Annotated in this window: 21 protein-coding genes; 1 reads left to right on the top strand and 20 read right to left on the bottom strand. The window is 41.4% G+C overall.

Translation table 11 applies throughout. From position 1 onward, the window contains the following. Positions 1-12: 12 nt before the first annotated feature. From LI162_RS07375 to LI162_RS07340, 8 genes are all read right to left on the bottom strand, one after another. Positions 13-1,362: a peptidoglycan D,D-transpeptidase FtsI family protein gene (locus tag LI162_RS07375; protein WP_118113512.1), complete on the bottom strand. Its 1,350-nt coding sequence runs from the start codon at positions 1,360-1,362 to the stop codon at positions 13-15. A gap of 37 nt (positions 1,363-1,399) precedes the next feature. After that, on the bottom strand, positions 1,400-3,028 hold the full coding sequence (locus tag LI162_RS07370) for an FtsW/RodA/SpoVE family cell cycle protein (protein ID WP_227156184.1): 1,629 nt from the start codon (positions 3,026-3,028) through the stop codon (positions 1,400-1,402). A 12-nt stretch (positions 3,029-3,040) separates the two neighbouring features. Then, positions 3,041-5,455 carry a U32 family peptidase gene (locus LI162_RS07365; protein ID WP_227156176.1) on the bottom strand — a complete coding sequence of 805 codons (2,415 nt, stop codon included), beginning with the start codon at positions 5,453-5,455 and terminating at the stop codon, positions 3,041-3,043. Between the two features lie 179 nt (positions 5,456-5,634). Continuing rightward, on the bottom strand, positions 5,635-6,045 hold the full coding sequence (zapA, locus tag LI162_RS07360; protein ID WP_005609966.1) for a cell division protein ZapA: 411 nt from the start codon (positions 6,043-6,045) through the stop codon (positions 5,635-5,637). Between the two features lie 74 nt (positions 6,046-6,119). After that, on the bottom strand, positions 6,120-7,118 hold the full coding sequence (ruvB, locus tag LI162_RS07355) for a Holliday junction branch migration DNA helicase RuvB (protein ID WP_118142791.1): 999 nt from the start codon (positions 7,116-7,118) through the stop codon (positions 6,120-6,122). Positions 7,119-7,165: 47 nt separating this feature from the next. Beyond that, entirely contained in the window at positions 7,166-7,774 is a 609-nt protein-coding gene (gene ruvA / locus LI162_RS07350; RefSeq protein ID WP_020436612.1) for a Holliday junction branch migration protein RuvA, read from the bottom strand. Positions 7,775-7,825: 51 nt separating this feature from the next. Further along, positions 7,826-8,323 (bottom strand): Gx transporter family protein, encoded by a 498-nt coding sequence (locus tag LI162_RS07345; RefSeq protein ID WP_020436611.1) that lies wholly within the window; start codon positions 8,321-8,323, stop codon positions 7,826-7,828. Then, on the bottom strand, positions 8,313-8,690 hold the full coding sequence (locus tag LI162_RS07340) for a NusG domain II-containing protein (RefSeq protein ID WP_081016832.1): 378 nt from the start codon (positions 8,688-8,690) through the stop codon (positions 8,313-8,315). The genes LI162_RS07345 and LI162_RS07340 overlap by 11 nt, the downstream gene beginning before the upstream one ends. Positions 8,691-8,814: 124 nt before the next feature. On the opposite strand from LI162_RS07340, the gene LI162_RS07335 reads away from it, so the two are divergent. Next, on the top strand, positions 8,815-9,816 hold the full coding sequence (locus tag LI162_RS07335; protein WP_226865919.1) for an FAD:protein FMN transferase: 1,002 nt from the start codon (positions 8,815-8,817) through the stop codon (positions 9,814-9,816). Between the two features lie 76 nt (positions 9,817-9,892). Here the strand turns inward: LI162_RS07335 and LI162_RS07330 are convergent, their stop codons facing one another. The 12 genes from LI162_RS07330 to LI162_RS07275 all read right to left on the bottom strand — a co-directional run bounded on the left by LI162_RS07330 (position 9,893) and on the right by LI162_RS07275 (position 21,889). Beyond that, positions 9,893-10,690 carry an RnfABCDGE type electron transport complex subunit B gene (locus LI162_RS07330; protein WP_015529149.1) on the bottom strand — a complete coding sequence of 266 codons (798 nt, stop codon included), beginning with the start codon at positions 10,688-10,690 and terminating at the stop codon, positions 9,893-9,895. A gap of 12 nt (positions 10,691-10,702) precedes the next feature. Next, entirely contained in the window at positions 10,703-11,317 is a 615-nt protein-coding gene (locus LI162_RS07325) for an electron transport complex protein RnfA (RefSeq protein WP_227156174.1), read from the bottom strand. 15 nt (positions 11,318-11,332) lie between these two features. After that, a complete protein-coding gene (gene rsxE, locus LI162_RS07320; RefSeq protein ID WP_015529148.1) occupies positions 11,333-12,049 on the bottom strand; it encodes an electron transport complex subunit RsxE in 717 nt (238 codons plus the stop codon). Beyond that, entirely contained in the window at positions 12,042-12,656 is a 615-nt protein-coding gene (locus LI162_RS07315; RefSeq protein WP_054751181.1) for an RnfABCDGE type electron transport complex subunit G, read from the bottom strand. The genes rsxE and LI162_RS07315 overlap by 8 nt, the downstream gene beginning before the upstream one ends. Beyond that, entirely contained in the window at positions 12,656-13,588 is a 933-nt protein-coding gene (locus LI162_RS07310) for an RnfABCDGE type electron transport complex subunit D (RefSeq protein WP_020436606.1), read from the bottom strand. The genes LI162_RS07315 and LI162_RS07310 overlap by 1 nt, the downstream gene beginning before the upstream one ends. 16 nt (positions 13,589-13,604) lie before the next feature. Then, the gene (gene rsxC / locus LI162_RS07305; protein WP_054751180.1) at positions 13,605-14,924 is read right to left on the bottom strand and encodes an electron transport complex subunit RsxC; all 1,320 of its coding nucleotides are present in this window, start codon (positions 14,922-14,924) and stop codon (positions 13,605-13,607) included. Positions 14,925-15,121: 197 nt separating this feature from the next. Then, on the bottom strand, positions 15,122-16,198 hold the full coding sequence (gene rpsA, locus LI162_RS07300; protein WP_020436604.1) for a 30S ribosomal protein S1: 1,077 nt from the start codon (positions 16,196-16,198) through the stop codon (positions 15,122-15,124). Next, positions 16,179-17,033, bottom strand: a complete 855-nt coding sequence (gene ispH / locus LI162_RS07295; protein WP_055145579.1) for a 4-hydroxy-3-methylbut-2-enyl diphosphate reductase — start codon at positions 17,031-17,033, stop codon at positions 16,179-16,181. Before ispH ends, rpsA begins: the two co-directional genes overlap by 20 nt. A gap of 20 nt (positions 17,034-17,053) precedes the next feature. Continuing rightward, positions 17,054-17,713, bottom strand: coding sequence for a (d)CMP kinase (gene cmk / locus LI162_RS07290; protein WP_015529143.1), 660 nt, complete (start codon positions 17,711-17,713; stop codon positions 17,054-17,056). Between the two features lie 98 nt (positions 17,714-17,811). Continuing rightward, positions 17,812-19,047, bottom strand: coding sequence for an NAD(P)/FAD-dependent oxidoreductase (locus LI162_RS07285; RefSeq protein WP_226865920.1), 1,236 nt, complete (start codon positions 19,045-19,047; stop codon positions 17,812-17,814). Positions 19,048-19,050: 3 nt separating this feature from the next. Beyond that, a complete protein-coding gene (locus LI162_RS07280) occupies positions 19,051-20,004 on the bottom strand; it encodes a MurR/RpiR family transcriptional regulator (protein WP_015529141.1) in 954 nt (317 codons plus the stop codon). A gap of 94 nt (positions 20,005-20,098) precedes the next feature. Continuing rightward, on the bottom strand, positions 20,099-21,889 hold the full coding sequence (locus LI162_RS07275) for an aminopeptidase P family protein (RefSeq protein WP_226865922.1): 1,791 nt from the start codon (positions 21,887-21,889) through the stop codon (positions 20,099-20,101). Positions 21,890-22,000 lie beyond the last annotated feature (111 nt).

Genomic DNA, 22,000 nt, shown 5'->3' with positions numbered 1-22,000 from the left:
TTTCTCCTCCCATTAGTTGTAATAGGCGTCTAAAATATCCCCGGCGATTGCCACTGCTTTTCCGCTGGAACTTCCATCCGAACCTTCTGTGATCACACTGATTACCAGATCCGGATTATCCACATTTGTAAATCCCATAAACCAGGAATGTGTCTTTTCTCCATCTGACATACTGTACTCTGCTGTTCCCGTTTTTCCTGCAGCAGTATAGGATCTTCCTTTTAAGACGGATCCTGTTCCTTCCTCTACAACAGCTGTCATATACTCTTTCAATTGTGCAGCTTCATCCGATGTCATGACCTTCTTATAACTTTTCGGAACATTCTTTCGTATCTGGGAGCCCGTATAATTCGTCACACTTTCCACAAGATATGGCTGCATCATGATTCCACCGTTCGCCACTGCCTCGGCAATCAGTGCCATATGATATGGACTTACGGTTGTCTTTCCCTGTCCCATTGCCGTCATCATTACTTCTCCCTCACTGGAATTCTGATCCAGTGCAAAGGAGCTCTTCGCTGTATTCAGTACACCCGGAAGCGATTTATTGAACAATAAATCTTCCGCCGTCTGACGGTATTGCGTCAGATCCAGACCAAGACCAATATTGGCAAAAGATGAATTACAGGAATTTGCAAAGGAACTTCTCAGATCCTCTGAGCCATGTGCATTTCCATTAAAGCAGTGAATTGTAATATCTCCCTGTGAAATCTCTCCATTACAATCATATGTATAATTCGGATAATCACTGTTCTGACGCATAAAAGCAAGTGTTGTAACCACTTTAAACGTCGATCCCGGAGCATAAGATCCTTGTGTCACACGATTCAACAGCGGACTGTTTTCTTCATCTGAATTCAACTCTGACCAGTCACTTAAAATATTATTCGGATCATATACCGGTTTGGAAACCATGGCGAGAATCTTTCCCGTACTCGCCTCCATTACGATTGCCGCACCTTTGTTTGATCCAAGCGCATCATAAGCCGCTTGCTGCAGATTTGCATCCAATGTTGTTACAACTGTATCTCCTCGATTCTTCTTTTCACTGAATTCATTCTGCAGTTTTTCAAGAAAGAATGCATTTGATGTCAGAAGCTCAAAATTCTCTACCGATTCCAGGCCCGTAGTTCCAAGTTTGGAATTACTGTATCCGATCACATGAGCAAACACTTCTCCATAAGGATACTCTCTCGTCTCTGATCCATCATCCCCAACGACTGTCTGTGCAAGCACATTTCCATTCTTATCAACAATGCTTCCTCGTATAATCGTATCTGCATAAGCATCCTGCCTCTGATTATATGGACTGTTCACTACAAGTTTTGCCCGCACGACCATAAAATATACAAGATATCCCATCAACGCGATAAAGAGAATCACGAAAAAGTAAGTGACTCTAGCGAACTCTTTGTTCCGAACGCGTTCTCCGCTGTCTTTGCTGCCGCTGTTCCGGGACATCCTCGAATCTCGGTCTGCTTTTTGTTGTTTTCTTACCGGTCGTTCTTCCCGATTCATTTCTTAAATCCCTTTCTCTTTGTCTTGCTCTGTCTCTGTTATCTCCATCATATTCTCTTCGTCTGTCACGTCCATCCTGACGGGATCTTCCTGATTTTGCATTCGAACTGCTCTGGCGGCGTCTTTCATTCTGCCTGCTGCGGTTTCTCTGTCTTGCGCGCTGCATCTCAATCTGATGCTCTTCTTCTGCTTCTTCATCTTCTCTGACAATGTAGAGCCCCTGAATAATCCCAAACATGATCATCGTACTTAACAGAGAACTTCCACCATAACTGACGAATGGAAGTGTTACTCCGGTTAACGGAATGAACTTTGTCACTCCTCCGATCTGCAGAAATACCTGAAAAATATAGCAGGTTCCCAGACCAAGTGCTACTAATTTATAGAAGAAATTACGCAATTCCATCGCAATATTCAAAAACATCACATAACAGCTGACGCATACAAGGATCAGACACAGTGTAAAAATCAGTCCCATTTCTTCTGTCATTGCAGAGAAGATCAGATCCGTCTCTGCAACTGGAATCGTATCCGGCTGACCACGGAATAACCCTGTTCCAAACCAGCCGCCACTTCCAATCGCAAACAACGACTGGGCAATCTGATACCCTCCTTCGCTATAAGCTGCAAACGGATCCTGCCATGCCGCAACTCTGACCTTAATGTGGGAAAACAGATGATATCCAACCACTGCAGCTCCACACCCTGCTGCCACACCTGCAATTGCATATAACGGCTGCCTTGTCGCAACATATAGCATGATCAGATACACAATAAAGTAGATTAATGCAGCTCCCAGATCTGTTGACAATACAAGGATCAGAACATGTGCTGCCGCTATCGCAGTCGTAACAACAACATTCTTAAATTCTGTCGATTTATTCAGGCTTGCTGCTACAAAAAATACAAACAGAATCTTAACAAACTCAGAAGGCTGCAGACTCACAGGTCCTATATTGAAACTCAGCTTTGCCCCTCCAAGCGTTGCTGCAAACAATGCAACGATGAGAAGTGCTGCTCCCCCAACTGCTGCATAGATATAAGTCCAGTTCTCCAGGAAAGTCATCTTCCGGATCAGAACCGGAACAATAAGACCAAAAACAATACCAACAACAACAAATACCAGCTGACGGATTGCAATTCCATAAGGAGACTTACTCTGTGCGGAAAGCCTTGTGATCATGATCATTCCCGCTGTGATCAACATACACATATTATTGACAACCAGTCTCGAAACATTCGGGTAGATCAGATTGTATAATAAGATGACTGCCATCACAATCACTGCCAGTGCACCATATATGAACATCATCCTCAGATCCTGCGTTGCAAAATACATTACAATAAATGCAGTGATCTGTATCATAAATAGAAGTACTTCCTGACGGATCAATACTTTGTTTTCCTCATCTTCATAACTTCTCGTAAAGATTGAAAAACAGGAAAAAGTATATGCCGCCATCAAGATGATGATAAGGTATTTTGATATCTGAATAATAATATTAGCCATATTTCACCTGCTTCAAATAATTCCTCTGTTGAAATGTCCTGTTGTAAAATCTGTATCTTCTTTTCCTCTGGCAACAGTTTTTTCATCTGTTACAAAAAATGTATTCAGAACTGTTTCTGTCTGTTCTTTATCTTCCAGAGTAAACTGGATACGGCGCATCTTTGGATACAATTCATTCACTCTATCCCATTCCTGTCTTAGATTGATCGGATTTTCCGTATAAATCACATTATAACAGAGATCACAATAGTTACGCGCAAAGAATTTTTCGTCTCTTCTGTCTTGAAGCACTCGTACTCCCGGTTTCTTAGAACAGCCAGAAGTTGTTCCCTCAATACACTGTGCAGATACCATAACCGGAATTCTTCCGTAAACAAGAAGTTCACCGTTTCTGATATCAAGTTCTCTTAATTCTCTGCTGTTAAGCTCCAACGGAGCTGTAAAATCCTCAACTTTTTGCTGTTTCCAAAATTCTTTGCCATACTGATTAAAGATATATAGATTATGGTCTAATATAATCTTTTTGTCAAATCCTCTTTCTTTTAAGAAAAAGAAGGCTTCAAAATTTCGAATAACGACGCCGTCAATTGGCAATTGATTAAAGTTTTCAAATTGTCTTCCAAACCATTCCTGCGCATTCTCTCTGAAAATATGTGGAAATACCAGATACAATTCAACTCCGCTTTTTCTCCAAAAACCAATCCTGTCTCTGACATGTGTGTCTGAAAAACCTGTGCCAAACAACCGGAAATCTAATGCAATCCGGCCAATTCTTTGAGTTCCCTGTCCATAAAGTTCCTCTTTCTGATTCAAAAAGCTGAACACGGCCTCTAACTGTTCCTCTGTTTCAATAAACACAGAATATCTGTTCAGATTTCCATTTCCTGTCTCTTCTTTAAATGTTTCTACCTGTGTCGTTAAAGGATTGCATTCCCTGTAAAAAGCAGTTGCGATCTCTCTTCTCAATCCATCCAGTGCTGCTCTTCTTAAACTATTCATCTGCTGCATCGGAAGAAATGCATCCTGATCCATAGATATTTCCAGATCTTTCAGGAAAAATAGTGTACCACCTGTCTTCGCAAGCTGTGTGCGAATCCTTGTCTCTTCTAATGGCTGCTTCTGTGCACGTTCAACCGCATGTTCTGTATATGCTGTATAAGAAAATTCCCTGCAGCAGACCGTAAAAGATGCCGGATATCCAACCTGAAGGCTCAAAAATCCATAAATCTCCTCCTGCCGGTCTTCTTTCCTGTATTTCTGATCCAGACTCTCAATCAGTTCTTCATTTCGAATTCTTCTAAAAACAAAGCCTTCTTTAAAACGCATCCCCTTCGGCACAAGAAAACGTAACTTCTCTCCCTTTGTGATCTTCTTGCCAAGTGTATAATTATCTTTCCCGCTACCGATTTCAAGAACATCATGCGCATGTAGATCTGTCAAAGCCTGAGCTGTTACCTCACGTCCATTTTGCGACAGACATCTGGCGGCTGCTACTCCGGCATGATTCGGACGATCCAACGCCAGCATTTCTTTTCCATTATGCTGCTTATAATATCCGGTATCTGAATCACCGCGATTATAAAGATCCATCAGGTTTTCGCGGTCTTCCGGTTTCACCGCATAACCACTTTTCCCTCTTTTCAAATACAAATCCACATATTTTCGATACATAGCTGTTACTGCTGCCACATATTCCGGTTTCTTCATGCGTCCTTCTATCTTAAATGAGTCAATCCCAGCCTCAACCAGTTCCGGAATTAACTCCAATGTACAGATGTCCTTCAGGCTAAGAAAATATTTTTTCTGACCATCTACTGCATAAGGAAGTCTGCATGGCTGTGCACATTGACCACGATTTCCACTTCGACCGCCAATCACACTACTCATCAGACACTGTCCGGAGTAACAATAGCAAAGTGCTCCATGAACAAAACACTCTACTTCAAGGTCCGTTGTTTCATGAATCTGTCGAACTTCTTCCAACGAAAGCTCTCTTGCCGGGACAACTCTTGCCGCCCCCTGACTCTCTAAAAACTTCGCTCCTGCCGCACCAGTGATTGTCATCTGTGTACTCGCATGGATATCAAGATCCGGAAAATTGCTTCTGATAAATTGGAATACACCCGTATCCTGAACGATCACCGCATCCAAACCTTTCTCATATAATGGTGCCAGATAATCATACAGTTCTGCAATCTCATGATCTTTTAATAATGTATTTACTGTAAGATAAAACTTCTTCCCATAAATATGAGCACGCTCAATTGCTTCGATCAGCTCACCCTGTGTAAAATTGTTTGCATATGCTCTTGCTCCAAAACGTGCTCCTGCCGCATAAACAGCATCTGCACCTGCATTCATTGCTGCCTGAAAACATGCAAAGAATCCCGCCGGAGCCAAAATCTCCACCTGTCGGTCTTTTCTCATTCTTCTGTCATTATCCTTCTCTTTATTATTATGTTCACATAATTCGCGTAAACTATGAGAAACACGCTCCGCGAGTTTCTCAAGTTATCGCGACAGTCGCCAAGGTCTCGTGCAAGCACGGACTTTGGCTCGTTGTTCGCGTAAATGAAAAAGGCTGCCAAAGTGACAGCTTTTCTCATTTACCTTCTTCGGTTTTTCATCTCTGTCTCGAGCTTAACAATCTGCATCTGAAGGTCATTATTCTCTTCTTTCATCTTTGCAAGCTCTTTCTCAGCATTCTCAAGTTTGATCTGGGCTGAAATCAATTCATGCTTCAGATCATACATCTCTTTATCTTTGAGCTCGATATCGCTTTCCAGGGAATCTCCCTGTTTCTTTGCTTTAAAATAATCATCTGCAATATTAAGTGCAAGAAGGACATTCCTTGTGTCTGCACTCTGTTTTCTGTATCCTTCACTGTTCGTACATTCTGTGATTTTATGATTAAGATAGGAAGATACTTTCTGCAGATACTCTTCTCCTTCAAAGCCACTGAGAGTATAGACTTTTCCTCCGATTAATACTTCTGTAAAATGTTTTGCTGAACTCATAGCTTCCTCCTCGAGTTTCTATTCTTCTATTATAGACTATTTATCCTCAAAAACCAACTATTTTTTCAGAATTTCTATACTTCTCTCGGAATTCCAAGATGTTGGTAAGCTAATTCTGTTACAACACGACCTCTTGGAGTCCTCTGAATGAATCCATTTTTCAACAAATACGGTTCGTAAACATCTTCTAATGTGCCTGCATCTTCTGAAATCGATGCGGCAAGTGTCTCAAGTCCTACCGGTCCTCCCTGGAACTTCTCAATCATTGTGATCAGAATGTTACGATCAATATGATCTAATCCGAATTTATCCACATCAAGAAGATCCAATGCATAATTTGCTACTTCTTTTGTGATCACACCATCATATTTCACCTGTGCAAAGTCACGCACTCTTTTCAGCAGACGGTTCGCAAGTCGCGGTGTTCCCCTTGATCTTCTGGCAAGTTCCATAGCACCTTCGTCTTCAATCTCTACACCTAGAACATGTGCAGAACGCAGAATGATCGTCTTCAACTCTTCTTCATTATATAACTCCAAATGATGTACTACACCAAAACGGTCTCTGAGCGGTGCTGTAAGCATTCCTGCTCTTGTTGTTGCCCCAACCAGCGTAAATTTGGGAAGATTCAGACGAACAGACCTTGCTCCCGGTCCCTTTCCGATCATAATGTCGATCGCATAATCTTCCATTGCCGGGTAAAGCACTTCTTCCACCTGACGGTTAAGTCTGTGAATCTCATCCACGAATAATACGTCATGTTCCTGCAGACCATTCAGAATTGCAGCCATCTCGCCTGGTTTCTCTATTGCCGGTCCGGAAGTAATCTTCATATTTACACCCATCTCATTCGCTATGATTCCTGCCAGTGTTGTCTTACCAAGCCCCGGCGGTCCGTAAAACAGCACATGATCCAGTGCTTCGCCCCTTGCTTTCGCTGCTTCTATATAAATACTAAGCGTCTTCTTTGCTTTCTCCTGTCCAATATATTCTGATAAAAGCTGCGGCCTTAACTGTCCCTCTATCTTACTGTCTTCTTCCAGATTCTCTGTCGTTATAATTCTCTTCGCCATAACCGACCTCTCATTTCATAACTCTTTACTTCAAATTTTGTAACTGTTCAGAGCAGATTCTTTAACGCTTCTCTCAAAAGATCTTCTACACTCGCACAATCAACAGATACCTTCTTCACTGCACGTAAACTCTCTGCACTTCCATAACCAAGTGCTGTCAGTGCCTGTACCGCTTCCGCCTGCATTCCGGTATCTGTCGCCTCAATTTCTTTTGACTGTTCACTGCCATGTGCTGCCTGTTCCAGAACATCCTCAATGCTCATCTTATCTTTCAACTCCAGAATCAGCTTTTCCGCGGTCTTCTTCCCAATTCCAGGAGCTGATGAAATTGTTTTTACATCTCCGGCCAGCACGGCAAAACGAAGTTCATCCGGAGAAAGGCAGGAAAGAATATTCAACCCGGCTTTCGGTCCGATCCCGCTGACACCGATCAACAGTCTGAAAACCTGAAGATCTTCGCCTGTTAGAAATCCATATAATTGCATTGCATCCTCACGCACGTTGAGATATGTATGAATTTTCACTTCTTCCCCAACTGCCGGAAGCATGGATAATGTCTGCTGCGACATATAAATTCCGTATCCGATTCCACCCGCTTCCACAATCGCTTTCTGCTCCTGGACTGCTGCCAGTTCACCTCTAATATATGATATCATCTTCCTCTATCCTTTTCCCGCTGCACCAAAACCGCAACGCTTCCATAATAATTATACCAGAGAAATTCCCTGGATCCTTTTTAAAACTTCTTTTGCCACAAGTCCGATCAGCAGCCCGGTCACTTCTCCTGCCACTAACAAAACCGGCAGATAATACCCCACCTGATATGTCTGTACAACAACCATTGCAACAAGAAGCTGCCCGATATTATGTGCTGTACCTCCACCAATACTGACTCCGGCAACACTGAACCTGTCTGATTTCTTAAGGAGAACCATAACAAGGAAACTCAAAAGTCCTCCTGATAAACTATATAGAATACCAAACAGATTTCCGAACATGAAGCCCGATAAAATAATCCTTGTCACGGAAAGTGCCAGTGCCTCTTTTATCCCCATCTTGTACAGAACAAGAACTGTCATAAGATTCGCCAGACCAAGTTTTGCTCCCGGTATTCCGAAATTAATCGGAATCAAAAGTTCCACATAGCTAAAAATCAATGCCAATGCTGTAAATACGCCAAATATCGCTACTTTTCTACCGTGCAATCTCATCCACCTCCGGTTCCTCTCCGCCACGGATCGTTACTATAGTCTGATTCGGCAGGCAGATTATACTTTCCCCATCTCTTGAAATTGCTCTGTGGTTTACACAAATCTGATCCGGACAGTCAGCATCTTCCATACGAACCTTTCTGTCCTTTATGAGTACTTTATTCTTATCATTTACATCAATTTCCTGATCCTGTTCCAAGCGGTATCTTCCATACAACTCGCCATTTACCTGAATCTCTACTTCACTGTATTCATCTGTAGTTTTTAAAAGCTGTAAACCAATCGTTAAAACAGCTACAAAAAAAATAGCTGCTGCAAGTATCCAGTCATTCTTCTTCATTCCGCACCATCTTTCTTCCATAATGGTTTTGCTAATTCATCATAGCACAACCATATTTTGAATGCAACCACATGTTCGATTGTATTTTTATTCAAACCTCGTTATAATAAACACATCATTCATTTATATTAAGAACGGAGATTTTATGAAACACAAAAAAATACTGGCTTGTTTCCTTACATTTTCTTTTCTGCTGACCGGATGTTCCACAAAAGATCAGTCACAGTCGCTTTCTATGACAGGAACCTATTTCGACACCGTTGTTAAGATTGAAGTCTGGGGAGCAGATTCTAAGATCATGGATGGCTGCAAAGATATCTGTGAGAAATATGAACAACTCTTAAGTCCTACGATCGATTCCAGTGAAATCAGTCAGATCAATCAGGCACAAGGTGCCTCCGTTTCTGTATCGAAAGAAACTGCTGATTTAATTAAACTTGGAAAATATTATGGGGATCTTTCCGGAGGAAAATTTGATATCACAATCGCTTCTGCCAGTGATCTTTGGAATTTTCACGATAATGCGGATCATAGCATCCCTGACGCAGAGCAGCTGTCCGAAGCAGTTACTCATATCAATTATAAAACTATAGAGGTCAACGGAACAACGGTAACCATGTCAGATCCTTATGCAAAGATTGATCTGGGTGGTATCGCCAAAGGCTATATTGCAGATCAGGTAAAGAATTATCTTGTAGAAGAAGGAATAGAACATGCCTATATCAATCTCGGTGGTAACATACTGACACTCGGTGGAAAAACGGATGGTTCCAACTTCCGGATCGGTATCCAGAAACCATTTGCAGAAGACGGGACAGTTATGGCGGTTCTTCCGGTATCTGATAAGTCCATCGTATCTTCCGGAAATTACGAACGGTACTTTAAGAAAGACGGAAAGATTTACCATCATATCCTTGACCCTTCTACAGGATATCCAATAGAAAATAACTTAAACCAGGTCACAATCATCTCTGACAAATCGGTTGACGGGGATGCCTTAAGCACAACCTGTTATGCGCTTGGACTGGATGAAGGATTAAAACTTATCCGAAGTATGGATAATATAGAGGCTGTATTTATTACCGATGACAATACGATTTATAAAAGCAGTGACTCTGTCGATTTAATCACTGATATTGATAACTAAAGAAAAGGAAGCTGATCATTTTAAATCTTCAGCTTCCTTTTCTGATCTCTTTTTTCAATAAAATCCTGTCGTATTATTAACGTAACGTAATAATCTTTCTCGGGCATTTTTCTACACAAACACCACACTCTGTACATTTATCTGCATCGATATGTGCAAGGAAATTCGTTACAGTGATTGCTCCTGCTTCACAGTTCTTCTCACAGAGACGACATCCGATACATCCGGCCTGACAGATTGTCAGCTGTACTTTTCCTTTTGCATTGGAATTACAGCGTACAAATGTCTTCTGCTCATATGGAATCAGCTCGATCAGGTGTTTTGGACATGCTGCAATACATTTTCCACATGCTTTACATGCTTCTTTGTCAACAACAGCAATTCCATCTACTACATGAATTGCATCAAATGGACAGGCAGCAACACAAGAACCGAATCCAAGACATCCTGAATTACATCCCTTTGCTCCTCCATTCTGCATCATGCTTGCCATCGTACAATCCTGAATACCTGTGTAATCATAATCTAAAATTGCTTTTTCGCAGGTTCCGGCACATTTTACAAAAGCGGTCTGTCTCTCCTGTGTGCCTGCTGCAACACCCATGATATCACCGATCTTTGCAGCAACAGGTGCCCCACCAACCGGACATCCACTGACTTCTGCTTCACCTTTTACGATTGCAGCTGCAAGTCCTGAACAACCTGCATAACCGCATCCACCACAGTTATTTCCCGGGAGAACGCCTAAAATCGCTTCTTCACGTTCATCTACTTTTACAGCAAACTTCTTACCTGCGATTCCGAGGAAAACACCGATGAATAAACCGGTTCCACCGACGACTACTGCCGCCAAAATAATTCCTGTCATACTCATTTGCTCTTCCTCCTAAATTAATCCCGAGAATCCGAAAAATGCAATTGCCATCAGTCCTGCTGTAACAAGCACGATCGGAGTCCCCTGAAATGACTCACTGATATCATTGTATTCAATCTTCTCGCGAATTCCGGCCATCAGCACAATTGATACAAGGAATCCGACAGCTGTAGCAAATCCATTTACGACACCTGTGAGAAGCCCCATACCTGCACTCATGTCATCATAGTAGCCATTCTGTACGTTTGTCAGTGCTACTCCGAGAACTGCACAATTCGTTGTGATCAGCGGAAGATATACACCGAGCGCATTGTATAATGATGGCATCACTTTCTTTAAGAACATCTCTACAAACTGTACAAGTGCTGCGATAACAAGAATAAATACAATCGTATTCAGGTAAGATAATTCTCCTCCCATGATATTTGGATTTCCGAGAATAAACTTATAGATCAATCCAGTTACAAAAGATGCGATCGTAATAACGAATACAACCGCTCCACCCATTCCGGCAGCAGTCTTCACCTTCTTGGATACACCGAGGAACGGACATATACCAAGAAACTGGCTCAGGACAACATTATTTACAAATGCTGAACCAACTGCAATTAATAATAATTCTTTCACTTTCTGTCCCCTCCTTTATTCGTTCTTTGCGTCTTCTTCGCCTGTCGGGAAGATCTTTCCACTGCAGGATGAAGCATTCCCGCAGCTTGCACAGCCTTCTCCGCATCCGACTGTCTCCGGAACCTTCTTTCCTTTCTTTGCCATATTGTTCTTTACTTTATTCTGTAAAGCAACAAGACCTGCAAGGACAAAGAATGCTCCCGGTGCAAGGATGAAGATTGTCAGTGGCTCGTAAGATTCCGGCATAACACGGATATCAAAGATTTTACCTGCACCGATCAGTTCTCTGACAATACCGATTGCTGTAAGACCCACAGTAAATCCAAGTCCCATACCGATTCCATCAAAGATAGAAGGAAGAACCGGATTCTTTGAAGCATAACTTTCTGCTCTTCCGAGGATGATACAGTTTACAACGATCAGAGGAATATAAAGTCCAAGTGAATCATAAAGGCTTGGAACGAATCCTTCCATCAGGAACTGTACAATTGTTACGAAAGAAGCAACAATAACGATAAATGCCGGCATTCTGACAGAATCCGGAATAATCTTTCTCAACATAGAAATCAACATGTTAGACATGATCAATACAACTGTTGTAGAAAGTCCCATACCAACACCGTTGATCGCAGATGTTGTAACCGCAAGTGTAGGACACATACCAAGCATAAGAACGAAGGTCGGATTTTCTTTTACAAGGCCATTATACAGCCGTTCTGTACATTTATTCATTACTTCCGCCTCCTAACTCATTTTGAAAATATACAAGTGCAGAGTCTACTGCATTTGTCACAGCATTGGTTGTGATCGTAGCACCACTGATGGCGTCGATCATGTCATCTCCTGACTCTCCTGTCTTTGTATATGTAAACTTTTCTACATTCTTATCTTTAAACTGATCTTTGAAATCTGCTTCCTTAGCTTTCATTCCAAGACCTGCTGTCTCACTGATACTGAGCATCTCAATACCTGTTACTGTTCCATCTTCCCTGATACCTACAGAAATATCAATGTCTCCGCCGTATCCTTCATGTGATGTAACATTTACGACATAACCAACCGTCTCACCGGAAGCGTCTTTTCCCTCAGCCACCTCAGAAATATCATCTGAAGTGTATCCATTTTCTTTCAGAAGAGCAGAAGCTGCATCAGCATCAAATTCTGTATCCGATTCAAATGTCTCTGCATCTGAAAGAACAGAACGAAATGCTTCCTGTTTTGCCTCCTCCTGTGCTTTAGCGATCGGATCTTTTGTCACACCATATACAACTCCGAGAAGAAGACCTGCAACAACAGTGATTACTGTCAGAATCAACGTGTTTTTAACAATTTTATTCATTACTTCTCTCCTCCTTTACCAAATGGTTTTGGAAGAGTAACCTTCTCGATCAATGGAACTAAAAGGTTACTGATGATGATCGCATAGGAAACTCCTTCTGCTGATCCACCAAAAAGACGGAACAGACCCGTCAGACATCCAAGACAGATTCCAAAAAGGATCTTTCCTTTGCTCGTGATCGGAGATGTTACATAATCTGTTGCCATAAACCATGCTCCAAGCATCAGACCACCACCACAAAGATGCGCTGTGATGTACTGAGGATCGAATCCATGTCCTCCAAACAATGTGATAAAAATCACAAATGTCACAATGTAAGTTCCAGGAATTCTAAGATCAATTACACCCATAAGAATCAGGAACATTGCACCGATCATAATTGCAACTACAGAAGTCTCTCCGATTGTTCCTCTGATATTTCCGAGAAGCATAGACAATGTATTCACTGTTTCTCCTGCTTTCAGTTCTGCCAGAGGAGTCGGTCCTGTCACTCCGTCGTAAACAAAATAAGTCATCTTTCCTGCAAAACAGATCAGCAGAAAACAACGTGCTCCCAATGCAGGGTTCATGAAGTTCTGTCCAAGTCCTCCAAACAACTGTTTCACAACAATGATAGCAAATACTGCACCAAGCACACCCATCCACCACGGGAGTGTCGGAGGAAGATTCAATGCGAGCAGAAGTCCTGTTACAACCGCACTGAAATCATTGATCGTAATTGGCTTATGCATTAATTTTTCATAAAGATACTCAGATAAAACAGCCGCTGCCGTTGTAACAACTACAAGAATCCAGGCATTCTCATGACGGAAATTCCAGATTCCGAAAAATGTAGCCGGAAGAAGTGCGATCACAACATAAAGCATAATGTTGCTGCTTGTCACTTTATCACGGATATGCGGCGAAGAAGATACGTTATATTTCTCGTTCACTTTACTTCAACCTCTCTTATTTCTTCTTTCTATTCGCCAATGCTGTCTTACGCATTGAACCAATTGCCTGTTTCAGCTGACGTTTCGCCGGACAGACATAACTGCAGGAACCACATTCCACACATTCCAATCCATTCCATGCAACAAAAGATGCCTCATCTTTTCTCTTTGAAAAGTCTGCAAGTCTGGATGGAATAATTCTGCTTGGACAGATCTCCACACATCTTCCACAGTTAATACATGCAGTCTCAAGACTCTTTGCCACAACGTCTTCTTTAAAAAGCAGAATAGAGGAAGAAGTCTTTGTAACCGGTGCATCCATTGTCACCATGGCAAATCCCATCATCGGTCCTCCGGAGATCAGTTTCTGCGGTTCCGCTTTCAAACCTCCTGCTGCCTCAACCAGCTCTCTGTGGTTTATTCCAAAAGGAGCCATAAAGTTTCCTGGTTTTTCAACTGCATCGCCGCTCACTGTAACAACACGTTCCATCAACGGTTTTCCTTTGATTACCGCATTGTGGATTCCAATCAAAGTCTCCACGTTATCAACAATACATCCTGCATCTGCCGGAAGCATGGTAGAATTGATTGCTCGTTTTGTCACTGCATAGATCAACTGACGTTCTGCCCCCTGTGGATATTTTGTCATCAATGCTTTCACATCAATTCTTGGATCGCCGGAAACTGCTTTCTGTAACTTTTCAATACAATCTTTCTTGTTATCCTCTACAGCAAAAACACCTCTTGCATTTGGGAATAAAGAAAGGATGACCTTCATTCCGCTGACAAGATCTTCTGTATACTCGAGCATTCTTCTGTAATCTGCAGTGATATAAGGTTCACACTCAGCACAGTTTGCAATAATATATTCTATCTTATCCGGTTCCTTCGGAGAAAGCTTTACCTTTGTAGGGAATCCTGCACCACCCATTCCTACGATTCCGGCATCTCCAATCTTATTAATGATTTCTTCCCTTGTCATCTCTTCCAAAGGCTTTACCGGTTCATATTCAACTTCCTTATACTCTCCATCGTTTTCTACAACAATGCACTCCACCTGGGATCCAGTTGGATTAAAACGTTGTTCCAATCCTTTCACTTTACCGGAGACAGATGAATAGATCGGAGAAGATACAAATCCTCCCGCTTCAGCAATCAACTGTCCTTTCAGCACACAATCGCCTTTCTTAACTACCGGTTTAGCCGGTGCTCCTATATGCTGTGAAAGTGGATAGACCAGTTCACCCTGAGGTACTACAGGTCTGATCGGCTGATCCTTTGAAAAACGTTTTCCATCATCTGGATGGATTCCGCCTTTAAATGTCAAAAGCCCCATCTCATTTCCTTCCTTTCTTTTATCATTGTCATTACAACAATAATATTTTAATTTTGTAATACTTATTTTACTAGAATGCGCTCTGAAAATCTAGCAAATATGTAATAATTCTTGTATCTTTCGCTATACATCTTGTCGAATTTTTAACAGAAAAAGAACCTGCCAATGGCAGGTTCTTCTAAAAAATAATTTATATCTTATTCCTCTGTCTCTCCAGCGTTGTCAGCCTCAAGAGCTTTCATGCTCAGGCTGATCTTCTTCTCTGCTTCGTTAAGATCAACGATCTTAGCTGTGATTTCCTGTCCGATTGCAAGAACATCAGATGGTTTCTCAACATGAGCTCTTGAAATCTGGGATACATGAAGAAGTGCGTCAACTCCCGGTGCAAGTTCTACGAATGCACCAAAGTCTGTCATACGTGCAACTTTTCCTGTAACTACTGTACCTACAGCGAAATCTTCTGCTGCATTTACCCATGGATTTGTCTCTGGGAATTTCAGGCTGAGCGCAATCTTTGTATCATGAATGTCTTTTACAAGAACTTTCAGTGTATCTCCTACATGGAATACTTTCTTCGGATTGTCAACTCTTCCCCATGACATCTCTGAGATGTGAAGAAGTCCGTCAACACCACCAAGGTCAACGAATGCTCCGAAATCTGTTACATTCTTAACAGTTCCTTCTACTGTATCACCAACATTGAGTTTCGCGAACAGCTCTTTCTGCTTCTCAGCACGCTCTGCTACAAGAAGCTGTCTTCTATCACCGATCACACGGTTTCTTCTCGGGTTGAACTCGCTGATTACGAATTCGATTTCCTGTCCTTCATACTTGCTGAGATCTTTCTCATAAGAATCGGAAACAAGGCTTGCCGGGATAAATACTCTTACTTCATCAACTGTTGTACAAATACCGCCGCCAAGAATCTGTGTAACTGTAGCTTTCAGCACTTCGTGGTTTTCATATGCTTCGCGCAGTCTCTCATTTCCTTTTTCTGCAGCCAGTCTCTTATATGTAAGAAGAACCTGACCCTCTCCGTCATTTACTTTCAGTACCTTAACTGTCATTGTATCACCTACGGATACAACTGTTGTAAGGTCAAGAGACTGATCGTTGGAATATTCGCTCTTTGTAATGATACCGTCTGCTTTATATCCAATGTTCAGGATAATCTCATCCGGTTTCACGTCGATTACTGTACCTTCGACAACCTCTCCATTGTGAATTGTTTTAAATGACTCTTCTAACATCTGTTCAAAAGATAATTCTGACATTATTTTGAACCTCCTCAATTATATTGTTGGGCGTGGATGCCCCTGCTGTAATACCTACCGTTTCCACTGACCCTAATTGATTCAAATCCAAATCGCCAAGTGTCTGTATATAGTACGTATTGTTACATGCTTTGCGGCATATTTCAAATAACTTCTGGGTATTGGAACTATGTTTGTCACCAATAACGATCATAGCATCCACCGTCTCTGCTATGCTCTGCGCTTCTGTCTGGCGCTCCTTCGTAGCATTACAGATTGTATTTAAAACACTTACATCATAACTCTTTTTTTCAAGAATTTCAACTAATTCTTTAAATTTATTGTAATTAAATGTCGTCTGGGCAACGATACAAATCTTTTTTCCCTGCTCACAAGAATAATTTTCTGCTTCTTCCTTTGTCTGAAAGACCTCTACATGATCTCCTGCCCATCCCTTAATTCCCTGAACCTCCGGATGTTCCGGATTTCCAATGATAATAATATTCTCGCCCATCTCACTGTGTTTCTGCACGATATTATGGATTTTCTTAACAAATGGACACGTAGCATCTACAATCTGGATTTTCTTACTTTCCAATCTGTCATACACATCTTTTGCCACCCCATGAGAGCGGATAATAACAGTTCCCCTTTCCAGTGTATCCAGCTCTTCTTCGCTGCGAAGGACGATCACACCTTTCTGCTCCAGATCTTTCACCACTTCTTCATTATGGATAATCGGACCATACGTATAGATCGGAAGATTCTGATTCTCTTTCACCTGTTCGTAAACTGTATCCACTGCACGCTTAACGCCGAAACAAAATCCAGCTGATTTCGCCTTTATTACTTTCATTCTATCCAACTCCTGCAAATTTATCTATGACAATATCTGGAAATCGTGTTTACAACTTCTTTCAGTGTCATATCCGAACTGTCAACAAGTATCGCATCCTCTGCTTTTTTCAGTGGCGCGATTTTTCTTGTCATATCACGGTAGTCTCTTTCTTCAATATCTTTCTCTATCTCTTTCAGATCGCACTGCACTCCCTTTTCAACAAGCTCTTTATATCTTCTCTTTGCTCTGATTTCTACGCTTGCTGTAAGATAGATTTTTACATCTGCATCTGGAAGCACATGGGTACCAATGTCTCTTCCATCCATGATCACATCCTTCTCTCTTGCAAGCGTTCTCTGAAGTTCCAGGAGTTTTCCTCTGACTTCCGGAATCGCAGATGTCATAGAAGCCATATTTCCAACTTCTTCTGTACGAAGCTTTGCTGTAACATTCTCTCCATTTACATAGATCTGCTGGATTCCGCTTTCATAGCCAATCGTTACTTCCACATCTTTGCAGGCCTCTATAATCTTTTCTGTATCTTTTGGATCAATTCCAAGATTCAGAAAGTGAATGGCCAATCCACGGTACATTGCGCCGGTATCTACATAAATATATCCGTTTTCTTTTGCAACCTGCTTTGCAATTGTACTTTTCCCTGCCCCTGCCGGTCCATCGATTGCTACATTATATCCCATTTTTATTCCTCCATCTTTTCTTTCTACATTCCATTTTCAAATCTAACAGTAACATCTATTCTTCCTGTCACAGGATTCAGACATTCCCCAGTAAAATTTCAATCACATCCTGCGTTAATTCCGGCAAGATACCCTGTTGACCACGCAATCTGAAGATTATATCCTCCGGTCACTGCATCAAGATCAAGCACCTCTCCGGCGAAATATAATCCTTTCATTTTTTTTGATTCCATTGTTCCCGGATCGATCTCTTTTACAGATACTCCTCCTTTTGTAATGATTGCTTCATTATAACCACGAAGCCCTGTCAGAGTCATTGTAAAATCCTTGATCAGATGAACCAGTCTCTGTCGTTCTTCTTTTGTAATCTCATTCACTTTTTTCTCAGGTTCGATCTCTGAGAGTTCTATCATAACAGGCTTTAATTTTGCCGGAAAGAGTGAATCGATCGAGTTTTTATACTGTTTATTATGGTTTGCATCAAACTCTCTGAGAATCCTTTTATCAAGCTGTTCCTCACTCAATGCAGGTTTTAAGTCTATATGAAGTGTAAGTTCTTTTTTTCTTAAAGTTTTTCCCACCACACTGCTCGCGCTCAGAATAACCGGTCCTGTCACACCATAATGTGTAAAAAGCATTTCTCCGAATTCTTCATAAAGCTTCTTTTTCCCATCTGTAATACGGATTTCTATATTTCTAAGAGACAGTCCCTGCAATTCTTTCGCATACCATTGTCTGACTTCCATTGGCACAAGTGATGGCAAAAGTTCTGTCACTCTATGCCCTGTTTCTCTCGCGAAACGATATCCATCGCCTGTGGAACCTGTGGAAGGATAGGAAATACCGCCTGTCGCAACGATCACAGCATCTGCCTTCATTTTCTTTCCATTAGTTAATAAAACCCCGCACACTTTATCCTGTTCACAAAGCAGTTCTCCCACCTCTGTGTGAAGAGAAACAGCTACTCCTAATGATTTTAACTCTCTTGAAAATGCTGCGATCACATCAGAAGAATGATCTGAAACAGGGAAAACTCGTTCTCCACGTTCAATTTTCGTCTTCACACCAAGTTCTTCAAAGAAATCGATCACCTGCTGATTTGTAAAACTGTAAAATCCACTGTATAAAAATTTCGGATTACTTGTCACCGCCGTAAATAAATCTTCTATATCAGCGGCATTCGTTATATTGCAGCGTCCTTTTCCTGTAATGAAAAGCTTTTTCCCAAGCTTTTCATTCTTCTCAAGCAACTGAACATTCTGACCATTTCTTGCAGCAAAAACTGCCGCCATCATCCCGGCAGCCCCGCCGCCCACTACGATCACATTACTCATGCTCTATTCTTCTCCTTTATTCTGTCTGTAAGACTCGTTCGTTCCTGCGCTGCCACCTTCCTGGCTGCTTTCTTCTCCGCTGTAAACCTGATATTCACCCCAGATTTTCTCCAGAGTCTCTAATGTCGAGACAACTTCTTTCTGTTTTTTCATACAGATTGCAACAATCAGAGCATTGATCACACTCAATGGTGCAACAAGTGAATCGACAATAGATGCCATATCACTTCTTGCGATCAGATTGCAGGAAGAATACTGATTCATAGGTGAATGGATACTGTCAGTAAGTGTGATTACTTTTGCCTTTCTATTGCTTGCAAATTCCAATGCTTTCAATGTTCTCATCGAATATCTTGGGAAACTGATTCCTATAATCACATCTCCTTCCCCGATTCGAATGATCTGTTCAAAAATCTCGCTGGAACTGTTTGTATTTACTGTAATTACATTGTCGCATACAAGATTCAGATAAAATCCCATAAAAGAAGCAAGTGGTGCACAGCTTCTGATTCCCACAACATAGATTCTCTTTGCTTCTAAAAGGGTATCAATCGCCCAGTTAAATGCCTTATGATCGATTGCAGACAAGGTCATCTTGATTTTCTCAATGTCTGACTGAAGAACTGTTTCAAGGATCTCACTCTGTGTAATTCGTCCATAGGTCACTTCCATACGCTGGATTGAATTCAACTTATTACGGACAAGTTCTTCCAATGCTTTCTGAAATTCCGGGTATCCCCTATATCCAAGCTGGGTTGCAAATCGTACAACCGTAGATTCACTGACACCCACAATCTCTCCAAGACGCGCCGCTGTCAGAAATACAGCCTTATCATAATTTTCTTTCACATATTCTGCAAGGCGCTTCTGCCCCTTGCTCATCTTCTCATATTTTGCTTCGATCCTTCCGATCAGCTCATTCATATTCGCTTCAATATTGCGTTCTGATGTTTCCATTCTTTTACACTATTCCTAATCCCTAAATATTTCATTGTCCGTCCAGCAGCTTCAACAGATACATAAGAGTTCTGTTATATCTCTGCTTTGCTGATTACTTCACAGCCCGCGTGTACTCTTTCAGCCAGATTCGTTCTTCCTCTGAAAGGTAAGGGGACACTTTTTCATAAACCTGCTTATGATAATGATTCAGCATTTCTTTCTCTTCTGTATTCATTTTCTCCGGCAAGATTGCATCCAGATCAATTGGTACATAAGTAAGAATTTCAAAATTCATAAACTGTCCATACTCATTCTTAACTGTTTTTCTGACAAGCAGCTCATTTTCCAGACGAATTCCATGGGAACCCTCAATATAGATCCCCGGTTCATCTGTAATCACCATATTTTCTTCCAATGCCGGAGCCGGTCTCTCTCCCTCTTTCCAACGGAAATTGATCGGTCCTTCATGGATATTCAATAAATAACCAACACCATGCCCCGTCCCATGATTAAAGTTTAATCCTTCTTTCCAAAAGACCTCTCTTGCAATACAATCCAGATTCGCACCACTGCATCCATAGAGAAATACAGTGTTTGCCAGACGCAGCATTGCTCTTGCAACCAGTGTGAAATGTTCTTTTTCAATATTCCCCACTTCTCCAAGTGCAACCGTACGCGTAATGTCAGTAGACCCTTCCAGGTAATGACCTCCTGTATCTGTCATGAAAAGCTTTCCTTCTTTTAAAGGGACATTGCTTTTCTCATCCGCACTATAATGAACAATTGCCCCATGTTCTCCATATGCACTGATCGGGCCAAAACTTGGTCCGAGGAAATGCTCCTGCTCTGCACGTAATCCTTCCAGCCTGGCAGAAGCAGACAACTCTGTAATCTCCACTCTGCCAATATTCTTCTTTAACCAGTACATAAACTTTGTATGTGCAACAGCGTCCTTCAAATGCGCTTTTCTCAAATTCTCTGCCTGTGTTTCATTTTTAACTGACTTCATCAGGATTTCCGGGTTCTGCTTGTCGACAATTACTGTATCTTTGGAAATTGCCTGATACAAACGATAATTCATAATTTTAGAATCCAACAGAACTTTATCTTCTGATGTCATTTCTGAAACCACGCGATAAATATCTTCATATGGATAAATTTGTATCTGATTCTCTGCAAATAAATTCACTATTTCTTCAGAAAATTTCTGGCTGTTCGCAAACAGCTCAACTGAATTATTATAAACGATTGCGTAAGAAAGAACAAGTGGACAATATGCAATATCATTACCTCTTATATTGAAAAGCCATGCAATATCATCTAAACTTGATAAAATATGAGCATTGCATCCATTTTCTTTCATTTTTTCTCGAATTCGTTTTAATTTGGATTCAATATTCTCGCCCGAATATTCGTCTTCCAACAAAAATGCCGGCTCTGTAGACATTTCAGGTCTACCTGTCCAGGTGTCTGGTGCAAGATCCAGACGAAATTCGATAGATGCACCTTCCCCTTCTGCGATCTGTCGATATTTTTCCCCTTGCGCATAGCTCACAGTACGCCCATCAAACCCGAGAACAGCTCCTTCTTCGAGCTCTTTCTTTAAGAATTCTTCGATTGTGGGAACTTCCGGCTCACCCGATTTATAGAGTGTGATCCCACTCCCCTTCAACTGGGCTTCTGCCTGAATAAAGTATCTGCCATCTGTCCACAGCCCAGCCTTCTCTCTTGTAAAGACTGCAGTTCCTGCAGATCCACTGAATCCTGTCATATATTCACGAAATTTAAAGTAATCACCTACATACTCACTATGATGATAATCATCTGTGGGAATGATATAGCAGTCTATATTCTGCTGTTCCATTGCATTTTGTAATCTCTCTATTCTGTCTAAAACACTCATATCTGCCGTTACTGAAAACTTATAAAAAGTTATAAACTTCTATGTTTCATTCCTATTTCAACGAGTATGCTTTTGATGATATAAATATCTATCTACTCACAAGTTCTTGTA

The organism is Mediterraneibacter sp. 210702-DFI.3.120 (assembly GCF_020561005.1).
Classification (GTDB): Bacteria; Bacillota; Clostridia; order Lachnospirales; family Lachnospiraceae; genus Mediterraneibacter; species Mediterraneibacter faecis.
This window is presented reverse-complemented; position numbering and strand designations above follow the sequence as displayed.

Excerpts from the sequence above, each read along its gene's own strand:
- LI162_RS07375 (WP_118113512.1), bottom strand. The coding sequence starts at position 1,362 with ATGGGATATCTTGTATATTTTATGGTCGTGCGGGCAAAACTTGTAGTG.
- LI162_RS07370 (WP_227156184.1), bottom strand. The coding sequence starts at position 3,028 with ATGGCTAATATTATTATTCAGATATCAAAATACCTTATCATCATCTTG.
- LI162_RS07365 (WP_227156176.1), bottom strand. The coding sequence starts at position 5,455 with ATGAGAAAAGACCGACAGGTGGAGATTTTGGCTCCGGCGGGATTCTTT.
- zapA (WP_005609966.1), bottom strand. The coding sequence starts at position 6,045 with ATGAGTTCAGCAAAACATTTTACAGAAGTATTAATCGGAGGAAAAGTC.
- ruvB (WP_118142791.1), bottom strand. The coding sequence starts at position 7,118 with ATGGCGAAGAGAATTATAACGACAGAGAATCTGGAAGAAGACAGTAAG.
- ruvA (WP_020436612.1), bottom strand. The coding sequence starts at position 7,774 with ATGATATCATATATTAGAGGTGAACTGGCAGCAGTCCAGGAGCAGAAA.
- LI162_RS07340 (WP_081016832.1), bottom strand. The coding sequence starts at position 8,690 with ATGGAAGAAAGATGGTGCGGAATGAAGAAGAATGACTGGATACTTGCA.
- LI162_RS07335 (WP_226865919.1), top strand. The coding sequence starts at position 8,815 with ATGAAACACAAAAAAATACTGGCTTGTTTCCTTACATTTTCTTTTCTG.
- LI162_RS07330 (WP_015529149.1), bottom strand. The coding sequence starts at position 10,690 with ATGAGTATGACAGGAATTATTTTGGCGGCAGTAGTCGTCGGTGGAACC.
- rsxE (WP_015529148.1), bottom strand. The coding sequence starts at position 12,049 with ATGAATAAATGTACAGAACGGCTGTATAATGGCCTTGTAAAAGAAAAT.
- LI162_RS07315 (WP_054751181.1), bottom strand. The coding sequence starts at position 12,656 with ATGAATAAAATTGTTAAAAACACGTTGATTCTGACAGTAATCACTGTT.
- rsxC (WP_054751180.1), bottom strand. The coding sequence starts at position 14,924 with ATGGGGCTTTTGACATTTAAAGGCGGAATCCATCCAGATGATGGAAAA.
- rpsA (WP_020436604.1), bottom strand. The coding sequence starts at position 16,198 with ATGTCAGAATTATCTTTTGAACAGATGTTAGAAGAGTCATTTAAAACA.
- ispH (WP_055145579.1), bottom strand. The coding sequence starts at position 17,033 with ATGAAAGTAATAAAGGCGAAATCAGCTGGATTTTGTTTCGGCGTTAAG.
- cmk (WP_015529143.1), bottom strand. The coding sequence starts at position 17,713 with ATGGGATATAATGTAGCAATCGATGGACCGGCAGGGGCAGGGAAAAGT.
- LI162_RS07285 (WP_226865920.1), bottom strand. The coding sequence starts at position 19,047 with ATGAGTAATGTGATCGTAGTGGGCGGCGGGGCTGCCGGGATGATGGCG.
- LI162_RS07280 (WP_015529141.1), bottom strand. The coding sequence starts at position 20,004 with ATGGAAACATCAGAACGCAATATTGAAGCGAATATGAATGAGCTGATC.
- LI162_RS07275 (WP_226865922.1), bottom strand. The coding sequence starts at position 21,889 with ATGAGTGTTTTAGACAGAATAGAGAGATTACAAAATGCAATGGAACAG.